Raw genomic sequence first — 15205 nt, 5'->3', positions numbered from 1 at the left:
CCTTAAATGTATCTGGATACAAGCCACACAAGCGTTTGAACTCTGTTGGCTTTAAAGTTTTTACTTGTTCGTAATTCATCTTTCAATCTTAACTCTTGGACTATTTTATCCTATTTTGTCTAGACTTATGCAAGAGATCTAATAATAATTTCTAGTCAGCTTGCTCCCATCCCCGATTCTTTCCTTAGCTTTTTGCCTGCCGTTGTATCGATCTATTTTGAGCAAGAGAAGCTGAGAACCTTTGTGGGCAGGCTTTTGAACTTATCTTGTGTCCGTCTGGGCCAGTTTTCCTAGCCATTGCCCCATAACTGATATATTTCCTGAAAAACTGGGCAATCTAGGCCTAGACAGCATCGTGATAAGGGGGGATAAGACCTTGGACTCCGCTAACGCGCAGAAAATTCTCGGCTATTTCATCGAAGAAGCAAAAGAACACCTGGAAACTTTGGAACAGGGGATTTTAGACTTAGGCAATCTCGTGAACAATACTGAACAGATGAACGAGATGTTTCGTGCCGCCCATTCCATCAAGGGGGGGGCGGCCATGTTAGGTTATAGCAGTATCCAAAAAACTGCTCACCGTCTTGAGGATGCTTTCAAAATACTGAAAGAAAATCCCATACAAGTGGATCAAAAATTAGAATCTTTGTTCCTCAAGGGTTATGATCTGCTTCAGATATTGATCGATAAGCTGCCCAGTCCATTAGGTTTGCAAGCCGAGGAAGCTAACGCTATCGTTAAAAAAGGTGAACCGACTTTTGCCGAATTACAGTCCCATCTTAACTATCTTCTCGAGAAAAAAAAATCTACCCCAGCTATTGCGGCAACCTCTTCTATCTCCATCAGCGTCAGAGATATCCTCAAACAGATGTTACAACTGTTCAAACAGGAAGAAACCAGTGCTTCCCGTCAGCAATTACAAAAATTAATTTTATCTCTGTCTCAATTGGCTTCAGAACAGCAAAAGTGGCAATATTTAGTTAAAAATGCCCAATCAGCCCTGGCTAACCCCAAACATTCCTACCGCACTCTCGCCCCGGTTATTATTAAAGAATTAAAACAAGCTAGTGATTTATTGGAATGGGGTCGCGGGGAAGAAATCACCGTCAGTCAAGAATTGCAGTTATTAGCCACCGCCAAATTACCACAAATCCTGATCACCCTAGAACCGGAATTAGTAGCTAGTACCCTGCTGCAAATGTTTAATCGCCAACAGGTCTCGCAACTGGTACAGTTATTACAAATGAGACGTTGACATCTGCGCTGGTGTAAAAAGGTGGGGGATTCCCAGGAGAATAAACTTAATGTTTTTAATTGTGGTGAGTTAGGAAGATATGTAATTAATTGTGCGCCCACCGAGGTGGCAATAATTCTAGAGGGTGAATTGGGATAGAGCCAAACCGGAAAAAGCTAAGATATGGCAAGATAAAAACTTAATGCTGACGGCTGACCAATATCAGACCTGATGCAGTATCTCTTTAGTCACCGGTCAAGCTGGGATTTACTGAGAGTAAGCAATCTGCTAGAGTTTTAACGTTCGTTAAATTTCTCGGGCAGAGAAAACAAACAAAACCATAATGGTGTTAATGGGTGTGTGGAAGTGCTTAAAAATCTCAAATTTTCGGGGCGATATTCCTCGCTGGCCCTGCTGCTGGCTATTTTCGGATTATTTCACGGGACGGTAATGGCCGAAGAAGAACCGCAAGAAACGGTTTTTCCCCGCGTCGAGCAGATAGTACAGTCTCCTCCTGCGACGGGAGAAACTACGCCACCCGTGGCAGCACCGACGGAAACCCCGACGGAAACCCCGACGGAAACCCCAAGCCCCGCAGAAACTCCCACAACAGCCCCACCGGTGCCGGCGGAGGAGTCGCGAGTTTTGGTGGCCGAAGTGGTAGTACAGGGGTCCGATCGAGAATTAGAAAATCTAGTTTATAATACCATTCGCACCCGACCAGGACGAAGCACGACTCGATCGCAACTGCAAGAAGATATTAACGCCGTTTTTGCCACGGGCTTTTTTGCCGATGTGCGGGCAGTTCCCCAAGATACGCCCCTAGGGGTGCGAGTCACCTTTGAGGTACAACCTAACCCCGTTTTTCAGGGCGTACAGATTCAAATTGCCCCGGAAACCCTGGACAAATCGATTTTACCTGCCGGGGTGGTCGAGGAAATTTTCGCTAGTCAATACGGCAAAACCCTGAATTTGCGGGAATTACAGGCGGGGGTAAAAAAAATCAATGACTGGTACAGCAAAAACGGCTATGATCTGGCCCAGGTAATCGGTGCGCCGCAAGTCACTCCCGATGGTCGGGTGATTCTGGTCATTTCCGAAGGTTTAATCGAAAAAATTCAAGTACGCTACTTTAACGTCGAACAGGAACCGGTCAAGGGTAAAACTAGAGAATTTATCATTACTAGGGAAATGCGCCTAAAAGCGGGGGATATTTTTAACCGCAATACGGCCCAACAGGATTTACAGCGTGTTTTCGGTCTCGGTTTATTCGAGGATGTGCGTCTGTCTTTTTCTGCCGGCAGCGACCCAAGGGAGGTGATTGTTAACGTCGATGTGGTGGAAGGTAATACCGGTTCCCTAGCCGCTGGGGGTGGTATTAGCTCGAATGCGGGCTTATTCGGGACTGTTAGCTATCAACAGCGCAATTTTGGCGGTAATAACCAAACTTTAGGGGCAGAAGTCCAGTTAGGGGAACGGGAATTTTTATTCGATCTGAGTTTTTCCGATCCTTGGATTGCCACGGATAATTTCCGCACTTCCTACACGGTGAACGTTTTCCGGCGACAGTCGATTTCTCTGGTTTATGATGGGGAAAATTCCTCGATTCGGACGCTTAACGATAATGATAGTCCCCGTATCGTCCGGACGGGTGGCGGTATTACTTTTGTCCGTCCTTTGGCCGCCGATGTGTTTACGAAACCAAAATGGGTGGTTTCCCTAGGCTTTAACTATCAACAGGTACAGGTGCAAAATGCCAATGGTGACATCTCCCCCCTGTCTGCACCTCTCAACGGTTTTGGCAGTCAACAACTGGCGTTTAGTTCCTCTGGGATCGATGATATACTTTCTCTAAATATTGGCGCTATTCGAGATTTTCGCGATAATCCCCTGCAGCCCACCAGTGGTTCTTTCCTGCGTCTAGGTTTAGAACAAACTATTCCGGTCGGTTCTGGCAGTATTTTCGGCACTCGTGTTCGGGGTAGTTACAGTTACTTTATCCCCGTTCGGTTTATTAATTCCTTTAATCTCTTTGAAACCGATATTTTTAAAGGTCAGCAATCCCTCGCTTTTAATGTGCAAGCAGGGACAGTATTAGGCGATTTACCCCCCTACGATGCTTTTATCGTTGGGGGTAGTAACTCTGTACGGGGTTACGCCGAGGGAGAAGTGGGTAGCGGTCGCAGTTATTTCCAAGCGACGGCCGAATATCGTTTTCCCATAGTAGCAATTATTGGGGGGGCGTTATTTGTCGATTTCGGCACTACTATTGGTTCCCAAGGCGATGTCCCCGGTCAACCCGGGATTGTCCGGGGTTTACCCGGTACCGGTCTCGGTTACGGTTTAGGTGTTCGGGTACAATCTCCCGTCGGCCAAATTCGGGTTGACTACGGTTTTAATGTCGATGGTGGTTCTCGTCTCCATTTCGGTATCGGGGAACGATTCTAATCAGTTATCAGTTATCAGTTATCGATAAATTTAGTTCTTTTTGTTGTTCACTGATCAAAGCTTTATTACTTAATAATTATGGTTTCTACTATCGCTAAACAATTTGAATTATCGGGAATTGGACTGCATTCGGGGGAGATAACACGGGTGCGCGTCTGTGGGGCAAATCCAGGAGAAGGACGTTATTTTGTCCGCAGAGATTTAGCCAATCAACCGATTATTCCCGCTCTAGTTTCTTCGGTTTACCAAACGACTTTATCAACGGAATTGGGACAAGGAGAAGCCAAGGTTAGAACCGTTGAGCATTTATTAGCGGCCTTAACCGCTTTGGGGGTAGAGGATGCTCGCATTGAGGTGGATGGTGCGGAAATTCCTCTCCTTGATGGTTCGGCCAAAATCTGGGTAGAAGCGATCGAAAATGCCGGTTTAAATAACTCTTTTTCTCCATCAGATTTAACGATTTCTCAACCGATTTGGTTGTACGAAGGAGATGCTTTTGTGGCGGCGATTCCTTCCCCGGAATTACGTTTTACCTACGGGATCGATTTTACCTATAAACCCATCGGTAATCAATGGTATAGTTGGAGTCCTGATCAGGAAAGTTTTAGTCAAGCGATCGCATCCGCCCGGACTTTCGGTTTTGCCGATCAAATTGAATATTTACAAAAGGCTGGTTTAATTAAAGGAGGCAGTTTAGAAAATGCTTTAGTCTGCGATCAAAATCAATGGTTAAATCCTCCTTTACGCTTTGATAATGAGCCAGCAAGACATAAATTATTGGACTTAATTGGTGATTTGAGTTTACTGGGAACTATTCCCACTGCTCATTACATGGCTTTTAAAGCCAGTCATAAACTTCACGTTCAATTAGCTAAAGCAATTCAGGGTTAATTATACTAAATTCTGTTTAAAAGGTATAGGGGAGTGGGAAGTGGGGCTGTCTGGAGGCGGGGTTTTTACTTCTATCGATGACATGGCTTTCGCTCGATCGTTCTCTACTCAAGCCTTTATCCTAGCATTGATAACCCTTGTCTATCAGCCGTCAGCTATCAGAATCATTCCAACACCGTCGGGTTTGCTCGGTGACAGGTTGCCAATCCAGAACTCAACCCACCAGAGCAGCATCGCACTTTAACCCACAGTTTCAATAAATGTGCATGGTGCGTTCCCCAAAAATCGATCGGTGGAGCAGTAGGAGTCACATTAGGGAACGCACCCTACAAGATCGGCGATCGCACTATAAGTTAATTTTGGTTAATATTGATTTCTCCTTTTGAAAAACCAGATCCAAAGTTGCCGCTCATATTCACGTAATCTCCATTCATTTGGATTACTTGAGAATAAGAACGATTACCTCGCCTAGCCTCTGCAATTGCATTTTTAAGAGCATCCACCACTTGATCTATTTTTTCTTCGTCTCGGCTAGAAACTAAGACAATATACTCGTGTTTATGTCTCATTAAAACTGCAAATTTTCTCCCCGCAGACATAAGAGTTATCATATTAGTTTTAAGACCGACTTTTGTTGTGCGATCAATGTCATTTGTCGTATAGCTTGAACCTCCAACTGTTATCCAATCAGAAGTGATCTCTAATGAAATTTGTTTGGACATAACATTGTAATAGTCTCCCTCAACACCTAATCTTATTCCTCCTAGAAGACTCCCAATCTCGCTCTTTAGACCTCTAATCTGTTCACGTAGTCGAAATTGATCAGGTACAGAACTTGTAGTCATTAATTCTTCTTCTAGTATCTTTAGGTCTTCCAAAAGCCTTTGTTGACGCAGGGTTTGAATATCTAAAATACTTGAATTTTTGTTAGATCGTTCTTCTGTTACTATACTTGCAGTCTCAGATTCTTTTGGCGGAATGGATGAGTCAACTGCTTTCAAATTTCTTACTCGTTTCTGTTCACTCCAAGCCACAAAAGCAGTACCAAGACAAAAGCTTAGTGCTATGACAAAACTTGAAGGAGCACCTCCAGCAAATAGTAACATGAGGACAAAACCTATGAATACAGCCACAGTCTGCTGAACTAAGGAAAATAAACCAGCCTTAGCCTCTTCATAGAGATTTAATTCATTATGATTTCCCTGAGCCATGCTTATTACCTCCTTTTAATCCACGCAGATCTACCCAGAAGCGCCCAATGATTCGACCGGCTAGAATAATCCATAGGCAAAAGTCAGATGTGATGATTATAAAACAAGCATAGCGCGATACGCCCAACGGGTTTTCTTGCAGGCATACGTCAAAACCAGAAAAGTCTTTACCGATAATGACACGACCGATGAAACTTGGAAGTTGTAACAAAATACTAAGAGCGATCGCATCTTGTACCGAGAGATAAACGGCTCTCCATAAATCCCCCATTAACCCTCGACCTAAAACATCTAGGGGTTCCCAAACGTTCAGCAACAAGCGTTCTGCTCTTTTACCCGTCTTGGTTTTGAGTTCTGGAAGATTCGGATCTGGCTTTGAAAGAGGTTGAGGGGGTTGCTGACTCATCTAAATCATTTCGGCTCTTCTAGGTTCTGTGTGGTCAGCTTAACTTACCATAGAAGCGATCGATGCTTTTAACTTAACCAATTAGGTTTTAGATTTGTCCCTTGTTAAGTACCTAAGCAAAATTAATTACATACATCTAACCACCTCTTGCCTCTTGCCTCTTGCATGAGTGCCTTTCTTCACTAGGAAATTAATTTTGCACGACTACTTATCAGATGCGGGTTTTCAGTTCACCGATTACTGACGACTGTTTACCAATCACCGAACAAACCCCACACCCCCGAACATTTGTCAAGACTTCGAGCGAAAAAGCCGCGTTTGTTCACACAGCTTAATTAAGAGTTGTAACTTTTAATGAACAGGAAGAGAGTCTAGGGCTGAGAGCTTGCTATAGTGAATCCTAGCCGTTTTTTCACGGCTCGTCATTATCATCTCAGAGCCTTTACTCGTCTCAATCATCATCCCAGAGTAAAATCAATAATCCCTATGGTCAGCACGATCCAAAAACCAGAATTCGAGGAAATCCGTCCGGGTATAAAAGTTCCCGCTAAAGAAACGATCCTCACTCCCCGCTTCTACACCACTGATTTTGAAGCGATGGCGGAAATGTCGATCGCCGCTAACGAGGAAGAACTGAAAGCGATTTTAGAGGAATTCCGTACCGATTATAACCGGCATCACTTCGTTCGTAATCAAGAATTCGATCGCTCTTGGGAGCATATTGATGGCGAAACTCGCCGCTTATTCGTGGAATTTCTGGAAAGATCCTGCACGGCCGAATTTTCCGGCTTTCTTCTCTACAAAGAACTCGGCAGACGTTTAAAAAACAGAAATCCCCTCCTTGCAGAATGCTTTAACCTCATGTCCCGGGACGAAGCGCGTCACGCTGGATTCCTTAATAAGGCTTTATCGGATTTTAACCTCTCCCTTGACTTGGGATTTTTAACCAAAAGCCGTAACTACACCTTCTTTAAACCGAAATTTATCTTCTACGCCACCTATCTTTCCGAAAAAATCGGCTACTGGCGTTATATCACCATTTATCGTCATCTCGAACAACATCCAGAAGATCGGGTTTATCCGATTTTTAACTTCTTTGAGAATTGGTGTCAAGACGAAAACCGTCACGGGGACTTCTTCGATGCGCTCATGCGTGCGCAGCCTGATATTCTTAATGATTGGCGCGCTCGTCTCTGGTGTCGTTTCTTCCTGCTTTCGGTCTTCGCTACTATGTATCTCAATGATACTCAGCGTTCTGGTTTCTACGCCATTCTCGGTTTAGACGCTCGCGAGTACGATAAGTATGTGATCGAGAAGACCAATGAAACCGCCGGCCGCGTCTTCCCGATTGTTCTTGATGTGGATAGTCCTGAATTTTATGATCGCCTAGAGATTTGTGTTGGCAATAACGAGGGATTACGGGCGATCGATAGCGAAAACAGTCCCGCACCGGTTAAATTCCTGAAGAAATTGCCTATCTTCGCCTCTAACGCTTGGCAATTCCTCAAATTGTACCTGATGAAACCGATTCGGGTCGATAAATTAGCCGGTAGCGTCCGTTAAAAAGTTTGTTTTCTTGAGACATGGTGAGGGTGGGTGAAACCACCCTTTTTTTGTCGATAAAATTCTTAAGAAAATCCTCTAACATTTCTATCCTCGCTAGACTGGATCCTAGGGGTGTGAACTAGGTTTTTACTTTTTACCTTTTCCTGTCAAAAATATGGCTATTTATAGTGAATTACCCACAGGACAACGTCTCTATCTCGATAATCAAGGGCCGCAGACGATTGTAACCCTCGCTAGTGGTGCTGTGGGACAACAACAGCAGTCTAGCAGTAGTTTTGCCACGGGAGTTTGGACAAAAGAACCCCAAATAGAGATAATTCCCCAAGGGGCAATTATTGAAATTATCACTGAAACCGGACCCCACAGAATCCAAATTCAAGGAAGCAGTATCGGTTTTTCCTCTCCTCATACCTCTGGAGTTTCTCAGTCCTCTCAATCGACCACTGCTACCAGTTTCTCCTCCTCACCGATGCAACCGATGCAACCGATGCAACCGATGCAACCGATGAAAATGGGTAATATGTCGATGAATTTTGCCCCTATGGAAATGGAGATGGGAGATATGAAAATGAGCATGGGAGACACAAAAACCGTCAGCAAAGTCCGATTTTGTCGTCAATGCGGGGCAAAAGTAGCGGCAACCGATCGCTTTTGTAGTAGCTGTGGTCATCAGTTACAGCAATAGGCAGTCAGCTAGATAGGTAAAACCTGTTTAGCTGGATTCACAAGAACTTTTGGGGCAAAATTCTGTTTATCTTGGCTGAATTGGAGGGGAATATATCCCCTGTCTGGTTTTAATCTGAACTGAGGTTAACCACGGCTAATTCTAATGTTTGCCCTTCCTTTTCTAGCTCCTTTTTGCTAAAACTTAACACTTCATCCAGACAATCAATTACCACCGTATCCCCTTCCATAAAAGCTTGTTCGAGAATTTTTGTGGCTAAAGGATTCTCTAACTCCCGTTGGATAGCGCGTTTTAAAGGCCGCGCACCGTAGGTAGGATCGTAACCAACAGTAACGATATGATCTTCTGCTGCCGCAGTTAATTCCAGATTGATTTTTTGTTCTGCTAATAATCTTTCCAGACGCTGTAATTGCAGACGAACAATGTAACGCAATTCTTCTTTTTTGAGGGTATGGAAAATAATTAAATCGTCGATACGATTCAAAAATTCGGGACGAAAATGACTCCGCAAAGCTGTTAAAACCCGTTTCCGCATCTCCTCATAATCGGCATCTTCGGAAACATTTAAAATATGGTCACTGCCAATATTACTGGTCATCACGATAATCGTATTCCGAAAATCCACCACTCGCCCCTGAGAGTCAGTAATGCGCCCATCGTCAAGCACTTGTAATAAAATGTTAAAAACATCCCGATGGGCTTTTTCCACTTCATCCAATAAAACCACAGAATAGGGACGACGACGCACCGCTTCCGATAGTTGTCCCCCTTCCTCGTAACCCACATAACCCGGAGGCGCGCCGATTAACCGCGAAACCGCGTGTTTTTCCATGTATTCCGACATATCGATGCGAACCATGGCCTCCTCGGAGTCGAACAGTAACCCCGCCAAGGCCCGCGCTAACTCGGTTTTACCCACTCCTGTGGGTCCCATAAATAGGAATGAACCAATCGGACGGGAGGGATCTTTCATTCCCGCGCGCGCTCGTCGAATCGCCGCTGCTACTGCCGTGACCGCTTCATTTTGTCCGACAACTTTTTTCTGTAAATGAGACTCTAATTCTAATAATTTTTGTCGTTCCGATTCCATTAAACGATTGACGGGAATTCCCGTCCAACGGGCGACTATTTCGGCAATATCGGCATCAGTTACCTGTTGTCTTAACAGGGTCGAACCTGCCGCTTGAATAGTTTCTAGTTCTTTTTCTTTTACTTCTAATTCCCCTTGTAAAATTTCTAGTTTGCCATACTTTAATTGTGCCGCTTTATTGAGATCATAAGCCCGTTCCGCCTGTTCCACCTGTAGGCGCAATTGTTCCTCTTCCTCTCGCAATAATTTAATTTCCTCGGCGATATGTTTTTCCGTTTGCCATTGGTCAGCGAGGGGCTTTTGTTTACTTTCTAATTCCTCAATTTCTTCGATAATTCTTTCTAAACGATCTTGAAAAGCTCGATCTTTTTTCTCCTCTTTTTCTAAGGAGAATTTTTCCATTTGTAACTGCATTAAGCGACGATCTATCATTTCCAAATCGGCGGGTTTAGTGGTACTTTCTACCTCTAATTTGGCCGCCGCTTCATCGACTAAATCGATCGCTTTATCCGGCAAGAAGCGATCGCTAATATAACGATGGGATAAGGTAGCTGCTGCCACTAAGGCCGAATCGGTAATTGTCACCCCATGATGCACCTCATAACGTTCTTTTAAACCCCGCAGAATTGAGATAGTATCCTCCACGGAAGGTTCCTTAATATAAACCTGTTGAAAACGTCTTTCTAAAGCGGGGTCTTTTTCAATATGATTGCGATATTCATCTAAAGTTGTCGCCCCAATACAGCGCAATTCTCCTCGAGCTAACATAGGTTTTAATAGGTTGCCCGCATCCATCGATCCCCCTTCCCTAGAACCCGCACCGACAACGGTATGTAGTTCATCGATAAAGAGAATAATTCGCCCTTCTGATTGGGTAACTTCTTTCATGACTGACCGCAATCTTTCCTCGAATTCGCCTCGATATTTTGCCCCAGCGATTAAACTTCCCATATCGAGGGAAATTAACTGACGATTTTTCAAAGATTCGGGAACATCTCCGTTAACAATCCTTTGGGCCAATCCTTCAGCGATAGCGGTTTTTCCTACCCCCGGTTCACCGATTAAAACCGGGTTATTTTTCGACCGTCGCGAGAGGACTTGCACCACCCGTCGAATTTCTTCATCACGACCGATAACCGGGTCTAATTTGCCTTCTTTGGCCGCTGCTGTTAAATCCCGGCCATATTTATCTAAAGCTTCGTATTTTTCCTCTTGATTGGGTTCAGTAACCTTTTGAGTACCGCGAATCGCTTTGATGGCTAATTCTAAATCTTGGGGGTCAAGATTGAAAGTGCGTAAACATTTCCGGCCAACCCTTTCATCTTCGGCAAAACCGACGAGAAGATGTTCGACGGAGATAAATTTATCTTGCCAACTTTCCCGGGATGCTTCCGCTCGATCGAGCAGCAGATCTAGACCACGACCTAGGTATAATTGATCGACGATGGACACTTTCGGCTGTCGGTTGGTGAAGACTTCTAGCTGTTGTTGCAGTCGCGGAATTTCAATATTAGCTTTTTGTAAAATCCGGGTGGCTAGACCGTTATTCTGCTCTAGGAGGGCAATAATAACGTGTTCCACCTCTAAGGTCTGATTTTTAAAGCGTCGCGCAATTTCTTGCGATTTAACGATCGAATCCCAAGCTTGTTCGGTAAATTTATTCGAGTCTGTGGGTTGCATTCTGCACCAATGAGGAAAGCCAGTGTCAGAGGTATAGTATAGCAAGGAGTCTCGATCGATCACAAAGTTCCAGGATCGACAAAAGGTCTGAATTATTTATCGCTATTACCCAATTGGGTTAAAGCAGTCCCGGTGAGACGACAAATTTGCCACTCTTTGAAGACCTTAGCCCCCATTTTTCCATAAAAATCGATCGCCAGTTGATTCCACTCTAAGACAGTCCATTCTAAAAGTCCTGCATCCCTAGCGACGGCAATTTTAGCCACAGCCATTAGTAAAGCTTTCCCGATACCTTGACTACGATAATCGGGTAAAACGAAGATATCTTCCAGATAAATCCCCGGTTTAGTTATAAAGGTGGAATAGTTAGCAAAAAATAGGGCAAAACCGACTATTCTACCCTCTACTTCTGCGACCAATGCTTCGATGTAGGGTTTTTCTCCAAATAAATGATCCCCTAAAGCTTGACTATTTCCTGTCATTAAATGGCTGAGTTCTTGATAGGCTGCTAAGGCAACAATTAAGTCAAAAATAGCCTTGACATCGGTAGCAACGGCAGCACGGATGGAATAATTCATGATTGCTAGTCAAATCTTGATTTTAATGCTGATGATGTTTATGGGGAGATTCAGCAGGGGGAGAATTAAGATTGGAAAAATGGCCGTTATTTAATCCCATCCCAACGCTACCAATACTGAAAAGTCCCATGGAAACAAAACCGGCCGCAATTGTCCCCATGGCCACGGTTCCAATAGAAACCACTCCCATAGGAACAACACCGATGGAAATAACGCCCATGGGAACAATGCCAATAGAAATTATACCAGTGGGGGCAATACCGATCGACAACCATTTTCGCCCACCACAACTATTCTCTTTTTCTTGACCTAGATTGGAATCCATGCTTTTAACCCCGAAGATGCTTTGAGCCTTCCCATCCTAGTTTAGGGGTAGAATTCTTGTCAAAAGACCGCTAGTCAAAATGAAAGTTAATTTTTTATAAAAACTATTGACTTTTCATCTCAGTTATGTATTGGCGGGATACCGGCCACGTCGAGAATTTTTGGGACTAGATCCTCCCGTTTAATCGCCATGATGTGGACACCTTGACATAACTGCTGGGCTAATTTTATTTGTTCGGCGGCGATTTTGATGCCTTCTTCGAGGGGATGGGCTGCATCGGCGAGTCTTTGAATGATATGGTCGGGAATTTGTACCCCAGGCACATTTTTATTTAAAAATACGGCGTTTTTAGCTGATTTTAACAGAAAAATTCCCGCTAGAACTGGTTTATCGGCGAGGGAGGCCACCTGTTGCATGAACTTATCAAGGCACTCGAAATCCGTAACTAATTGACTTTGAAAAAACTGCGCTCCCGCTTCGATTTTACGCTCAAAACGGCGTTGAAGACCGGACCAACTTTTTGACTGCACATCGACGGCAGCCCCGGCAAAAAGTTCTAGGGGTCCATCGGGTAAAGATTTATCGTTAAAGTCAAAACCTTTATTTAATTTATCGATTAATTTTAACAAACGTACCGATTCTAGGTCAAAAACTGCTCTAGCTTGGGGGTGATCTCCTGCTTTGACGGGATCTCCAGTTAAAGCTAGTATATTTCTCAATCCCAAGGCATGAGCGCCCATTAGGTCTGCTTGTAATCCGATCACATTGCGATCGCGACAGGCCATTTGACAGATGGGTTCAATGTCGTGTTGATAGAGAATAGCGGAGGCAGCTAGAGAGGACATTCGCACTACAGCGCGACTGCCATCGGTAATATTAGCCGCATGAACACGATTTTTTAGCCAGAGGGCCATTTCTAGCATATGACTGGCATTACCACCTTTCGGGGGAGTAATCTCGGCTGTAATCAAAAATTCTCGGTCTTGAACCGCACGTCGTAAACGAGTAGTCATCAATTTATCTAGGTTTTAACCATAAATTTTATAGCAGATTTAGCCCAGAAATGGCTCTTAGGCAAGCAATGATCATCGGGCTGCTTTATACTGGTCGGTGTCAGCACCTGGCTGATATCAGATAAGTTAACTGGCAGGAAAAAATTTCTAATGTAGTATAATACACGGACAGTTTAACCAAATCCGTTTACAAGTGTAAAGGACAACCGATTCGATCGAGCGATCATGCAAACTCTTTCTCGTTTACCTACTAAAGACAAAGGCCTAATCATGCCCCATCCCCTCAAAATCGTCGCTTTAGGTGATAGCCTTGTTTATGGCTATGGCGACCCCGTGGGTGGCGGTTGGGCCGAGCGCCTACGTCGTTTGTGGATGGAAAGTGCTGGTCATGCCCTGTATAATTTGGGTATTCGCGGCGATCGAGTGGTACAAGTGTCCGAACGTTTAGAACAGGAATTTCGTCTCAGGGGAGAAATTCGCAATCGTCTCCCCGACCTGATTTTTCTCTCCGTCGGTGTTAATGATACAGCCCGTTTAGGCCGGCCCGATGGTCGTACTTATACCGACCACAATCTTTTTCAAACTCAAATTGAACATTTACTCACCCGGGCCCGTTCTCTTTGCCCGGTTTTGTTTATAGGTATGATTCCGGTAGATGAGCGGAAAATGCCCTTTTTAGATTGCTTTTACTTCAACCATCGCGATCAGTATAGTTTTAAGGAAACTACTAAACAAGCTTGTCTAGAGCAAAATATTCCCTATCTCGATTTATTTGATCTCTGGATGGACCGGGGTGATCTGTGGTGTCAAGAAAGATTAATGGAAGATGGACTTCATCCCAATGTGCAGGGCTATCAATCAATTTTAGAGGATATTTTAAACTGGTCGCCCCTCACCTCCTTTGTCGGTGTGGATGGTTTTATTCAACCTTTCACAGGAATTGCCGAAAAGTGATCTCCTCTGTTCTCAGTGTATCTAGCGGCACTACAGAAACCGTAAGAGACAGTAAAGAAACCGGTCAAACTAATCCTATTGAAAGATTAAATAATAATCTTCGACAAAGAGTTTTTAGAGCGTCGGGGTCAGTGACCGTCTATATTGTAATGTAACCGAACTTACCCCATACATACCTAATACAATGCTGAAAAGGCAATTGCGCTACTCGTTCAAAATGTAGTAAATTAAGAGGTAAAATCTGAAAATCATTGCTCTGAATTTGTGACTCAATAAATTCTCGAAAAGGTGGAATCAAAAGTTAATTTTCCCAGACTATATTTTATCGCCATTTCCCCAATACTAGCTTGACTAAGATAAACTAGATTTTCTCTTTCATTAATCATAATTTTATGGTTGTCCCTGAATTGTTTATTATTAGTGACATACCAAAGAAATACATGACTATCTATTAAAACTTTGAGCATAATTATTGATCATCTTCAAAATCAGTTAAAGGAGCATCAAAATCATCGGCTATCCAAAATTTTCCCGCAGCACTTCTCGGTTGAAGCGGTGGTTTATTGGCTAACTTTACAGGACTTAATTTAACTACAGGTTCATTATTTTCTGTGATGATAATTTCTTCACCTTTAAGTACAGCTTACAATAACTCATTAAGTTGATTTTTCGCTTGTTTTAATTCAACTGTAGTCATTAGTTTACCTCACTGATTAACAACACAAACATTAGTTTAATCTCAATCAAGAAAAGCGAGGGATTAAGTTATATCTAGGGTTTGCTGAATAAATGTGAAATGTAGGCAAGGTAAGAGTTTTGTGGCTTTACGAGCGAAACAGGTGCAAATTTTGAGAGAATCGTCGTTCAAAACCTTGCGTCTTCATCGGCCCGCGTCCTGTAGGGGCGAAGCATTCGGGCAATAACCTATCGGTGAAACCGGAGATTTTCTATCCGAATGCTTCGCCCCTACTTTTTGCCGCAAACCCTATCTATATCCTTACTTTTAATCATCGGAAATTTTGGGTCTGAAACCCCGCCGTTCTAGGTTGGCTTTACGTTAGAATTAAAAGGCCAGTCTCGAAAACCAAGTGGACGGCGCAGCACCTTGAAAACTCGGCTTAGGG

Annotated in this window: 13 protein-coding genes and 1 pseudogene; 6 read left to right on the top strand and 8 right to left on the bottom strand. The window is 43.7% G+C overall.

Features of this window, described 5'->3' with window-relative positions; all coding sequences use genetic code 11:
* Positions 1–376: 376 nt before the first annotated feature.
* From IM477_RS17235 to lpxC, 3 genes are all read left to right on the top strand, one after another.
* Positions 377–1255: an Hpt domain-containing protein gene (locus IM477_RS17235; protein WP_287732789.1), complete on the top strand. Its 879-nt coding sequence runs from the start codon at positions 377–379 to the stop codon at positions 1253–1255.
* A gap of 429 nt (positions 1256–1684) precedes the next feature.
* Positions 1685–3682 (top strand): BamA/TamA family outer membrane protein, encoded by a 1998-nt coding sequence (locus IM477_RS17230; RefSeq protein WP_287732790.1) that lies wholly within the window; start codon positions 1685–1687, stop codon positions 3680–3682.
* 78 nt (positions 3683–3760) lie between these two features.
* Positions 3761–4573: a UDP-3-O-acyl-N-acetylglucosamine deacetylase gene (gene lpxC / locus IM477_RS17225; RefSeq protein ID WP_287732788.1), complete on the top strand. Its 813-nt coding sequence runs from the start codon at positions 3761–3763 to the stop codon at positions 4571–4573.
* Positions 4574–4926: 353 nt separating this feature from the next.
* Here the strand turns inward: lpxC and IM477_RS17220 are convergent, their stop codons facing one another.
* Positions 4927–5784 (bottom strand): hypothetical protein, encoded by an 858-nt coding sequence (locus tag IM477_RS17220; protein WP_287732787.1) that lies wholly within the window; start codon positions 5782–5784, stop codon positions 4927–4929.
* Positions 5765–6190, bottom strand: a complete 426-nt coding sequence (locus IM477_RS17215; RefSeq protein ID WP_172963183.1) for a hypothetical protein — start codon at positions 6188–6190, stop codon at positions 5765–5767. Before IM477_RS17215 ends, IM477_RS17220 begins: the two co-directional genes overlap by 20 nt.
* Positions 6191–6676: 486 nt before the next feature.
* Here IM477_RS17215 and acsF point away from each other — a divergent pair, with 486 nt between their 5' ends.
* Together acsF and IM477_RS17205 are read left to right on the top strand one after the other, a co-directional pair.
* Complete coding sequence (gene acsF, locus IM477_RS17210) at positions 6677–7753, top strand: magnesium-protoporphyrin IX monomethyl ester (oxidative) cyclase (protein ID WP_287732786.1); 1077 nt, start codon at positions 6677–6679, stop codon at positions 7751–7753.
* A 157-nt stretch (positions 7754–7910) separates the two neighbouring features.
* Complete coding sequence (locus IM477_RS17205; protein ID WP_287732785.1) at positions 7911–8441, top strand: zinc ribbon domain-containing protein; 531 nt, start codon at positions 7911–7913, stop codon at positions 8439–8441.
* 109 nt (positions 8442–8550) lie between these two features.
* Here IM477_RS17205 and clpB read toward each other — a convergent pair whose 3' ends face one another.
* The 4 genes from clpB to IM477_RS17185 all read right to left on the bottom strand — a co-directional run bounded on the left by clpB (position 8551) and on the right by IM477_RS17185 (position 13127).
* Positions 8551–11211, bottom strand: a complete 2661-nt coding sequence (gene clpB / locus IM477_RS17200; protein ID WP_287732784.1) for an ATP-dependent chaperone ClpB — start codon at positions 11209–11211, stop codon at positions 8551–8553.
* Between the two features lie 92 nt (positions 11212–11303).
* Positions 11304–11789, bottom strand: a complete 486-nt coding sequence (locus IM477_RS17195) for a GNAT family N-acetyltransferase (protein ID WP_061433091.1) — start codon at positions 11787–11789, stop codon at positions 11304–11306.
* A 22-nt stretch (positions 11790–11811) separates the two neighbouring features.
* On the bottom strand, positions 11812–12114 hold the full coding sequence (locus IM477_RS17190; protein ID WP_287732783.1) for a hypothetical protein: 303 nt from the start codon (positions 12112–12114) through the stop codon (positions 11812–11814).
* A gap of 119 nt (positions 12115–12233) precedes the next feature.
* Positions 12234–13127 (bottom strand): methylenetetrahydrofolate reductase, encoded by an 894-nt coding sequence (locus IM477_RS17185; protein WP_287732782.1) that lies wholly within the window; start codon positions 13125–13127, stop codon positions 12234–12236.
* Between the two features lie 225 nt (positions 13128–13352).
* Here IM477_RS17185 and IM477_RS17180 point away from each other — a divergent pair, with 225 nt between their 5' ends.
* Complete coding sequence (locus IM477_RS17180; RefSeq protein ID WP_287732781.1) at positions 13353–14081, top strand: GDSL-type esterase/lipase family protein; 729 nt, start codon at positions 13353–13355, stop codon at positions 14079–14081.
* Between the two features lie 269 nt (positions 14082–14350).
* On the opposite strand, the gene IM477_RS17175 is transcribed toward IM477_RS17180, so the two are convergent.
* Together IM477_RS17175 and IM477_RS17170 are read right to left on the bottom strand one after the other, a co-directional pair.
* Entirely contained in the window at positions 14351–14548 is a 198-nt protein-coding gene (locus IM477_RS17175) for a type II toxin-antitoxin system VapC family toxin (protein ID WP_287732780.1), read from the bottom strand.
* A 2-nt stretch (positions 14549–14550) separates the two neighbouring features.
* A pseudogene (locus tag IM477_RS17170) lies at positions 14551–14778 on the bottom strand (type II toxin-antitoxin system Phd/YefM family antitoxin).
* Positions 14779–15205 lie beyond the last annotated feature (427 nt).

It is taken from the genome of Microcystis sp. M090S1 (assembly GCF_020246295.1).
In the GTDB taxonomy this organism is placed as follows: domain Bacteria; phylum Cyanobacteriota; class Cyanobacteriia; order Cyanobacteriales; family Microcystaceae; genus Microcystis; species Microcystis aeruginosa.
The sequence above is the reverse complement of the archived record's forward strand: the minus strand, read 5'-3'. Positions and strand labels throughout refer to the sequence as shown.

Coding starts and splice junctions, on each gene's coding strand:
- IM477_RS17230 (WP_287732790.1), top strand. CDS start 1,685: ATGGCCGAAGAAGAACCGCAAGAAACGGTTTTTCCCCGCGTCGAGCAG.
- lpxC (WP_287732788.1), top strand. CDS start 3,761: ATGGTTTCTACTATCGCTAAACAATTTGAATTATCGGGAATTGGACTG.
- IM477_RS17220 (WP_287732787.1), bottom strand. CDS start 5,784: ATGGCTCAGGGAAATCATAATGAATTAAATCTCTATGAAGAGGCTAAG.
- IM477_RS17215 (WP_172963183.1), bottom strand. CDS start 6,190: ATGAGTCAGCAACCCCCTCAACCTCTTTCAAAGCCAGATCCGAATCTT.
- acsF (WP_287732786.1), top strand. CDS start 6,677: ATGGTCAGCACGATCCAAAAACCAGAATTCGAGGAAATCCGTCCGGGT.
- IM477_RS17205 (WP_287732785.1), top strand. CDS start 7,911: ATGGCTATTTATAGTGAATTACCCACAGGACAACGTCTCTATCTCGAT.
- clpB (WP_287732784.1), bottom strand. CDS start 11,211: ATGCAACCCACAGACTCGAATAAATTTACCGAACAAGCTTGGGATTCG.
- IM477_RS17195 (WP_061433091.1), bottom strand. CDS start 11,789: ATGAATTATTCCATCCGTGCTGCCGTTGCTACCGATGTCAAGGCTATT.
- IM477_RS17190 (WP_287732783.1), bottom strand. CDS start 12,114: ATGGATTCCAATCTAGGTCAAGAAAAAGAGAATAGTTGTGGTGGGCGA.
- IM477_RS17185 (WP_287732782.1), bottom strand. CDS start 13,127: ATGACTACTCGTTTACGACGTGCGGTTCAAGACCGAGAATTTTTGATT.
- IM477_RS17180 (WP_287732781.1), top strand. CDS start 13,353: ATGCAAACTCTTTCTCGTTTACCTACTAAAGACAAAGGCCTAATCATG.
- IM477_RS17175 (WP_287732780.1), bottom strand. CDS start 14,548: ATGCTCAAAGTTTTAATAGATAGTCATGTATTTCTTTGGTATGTCACT.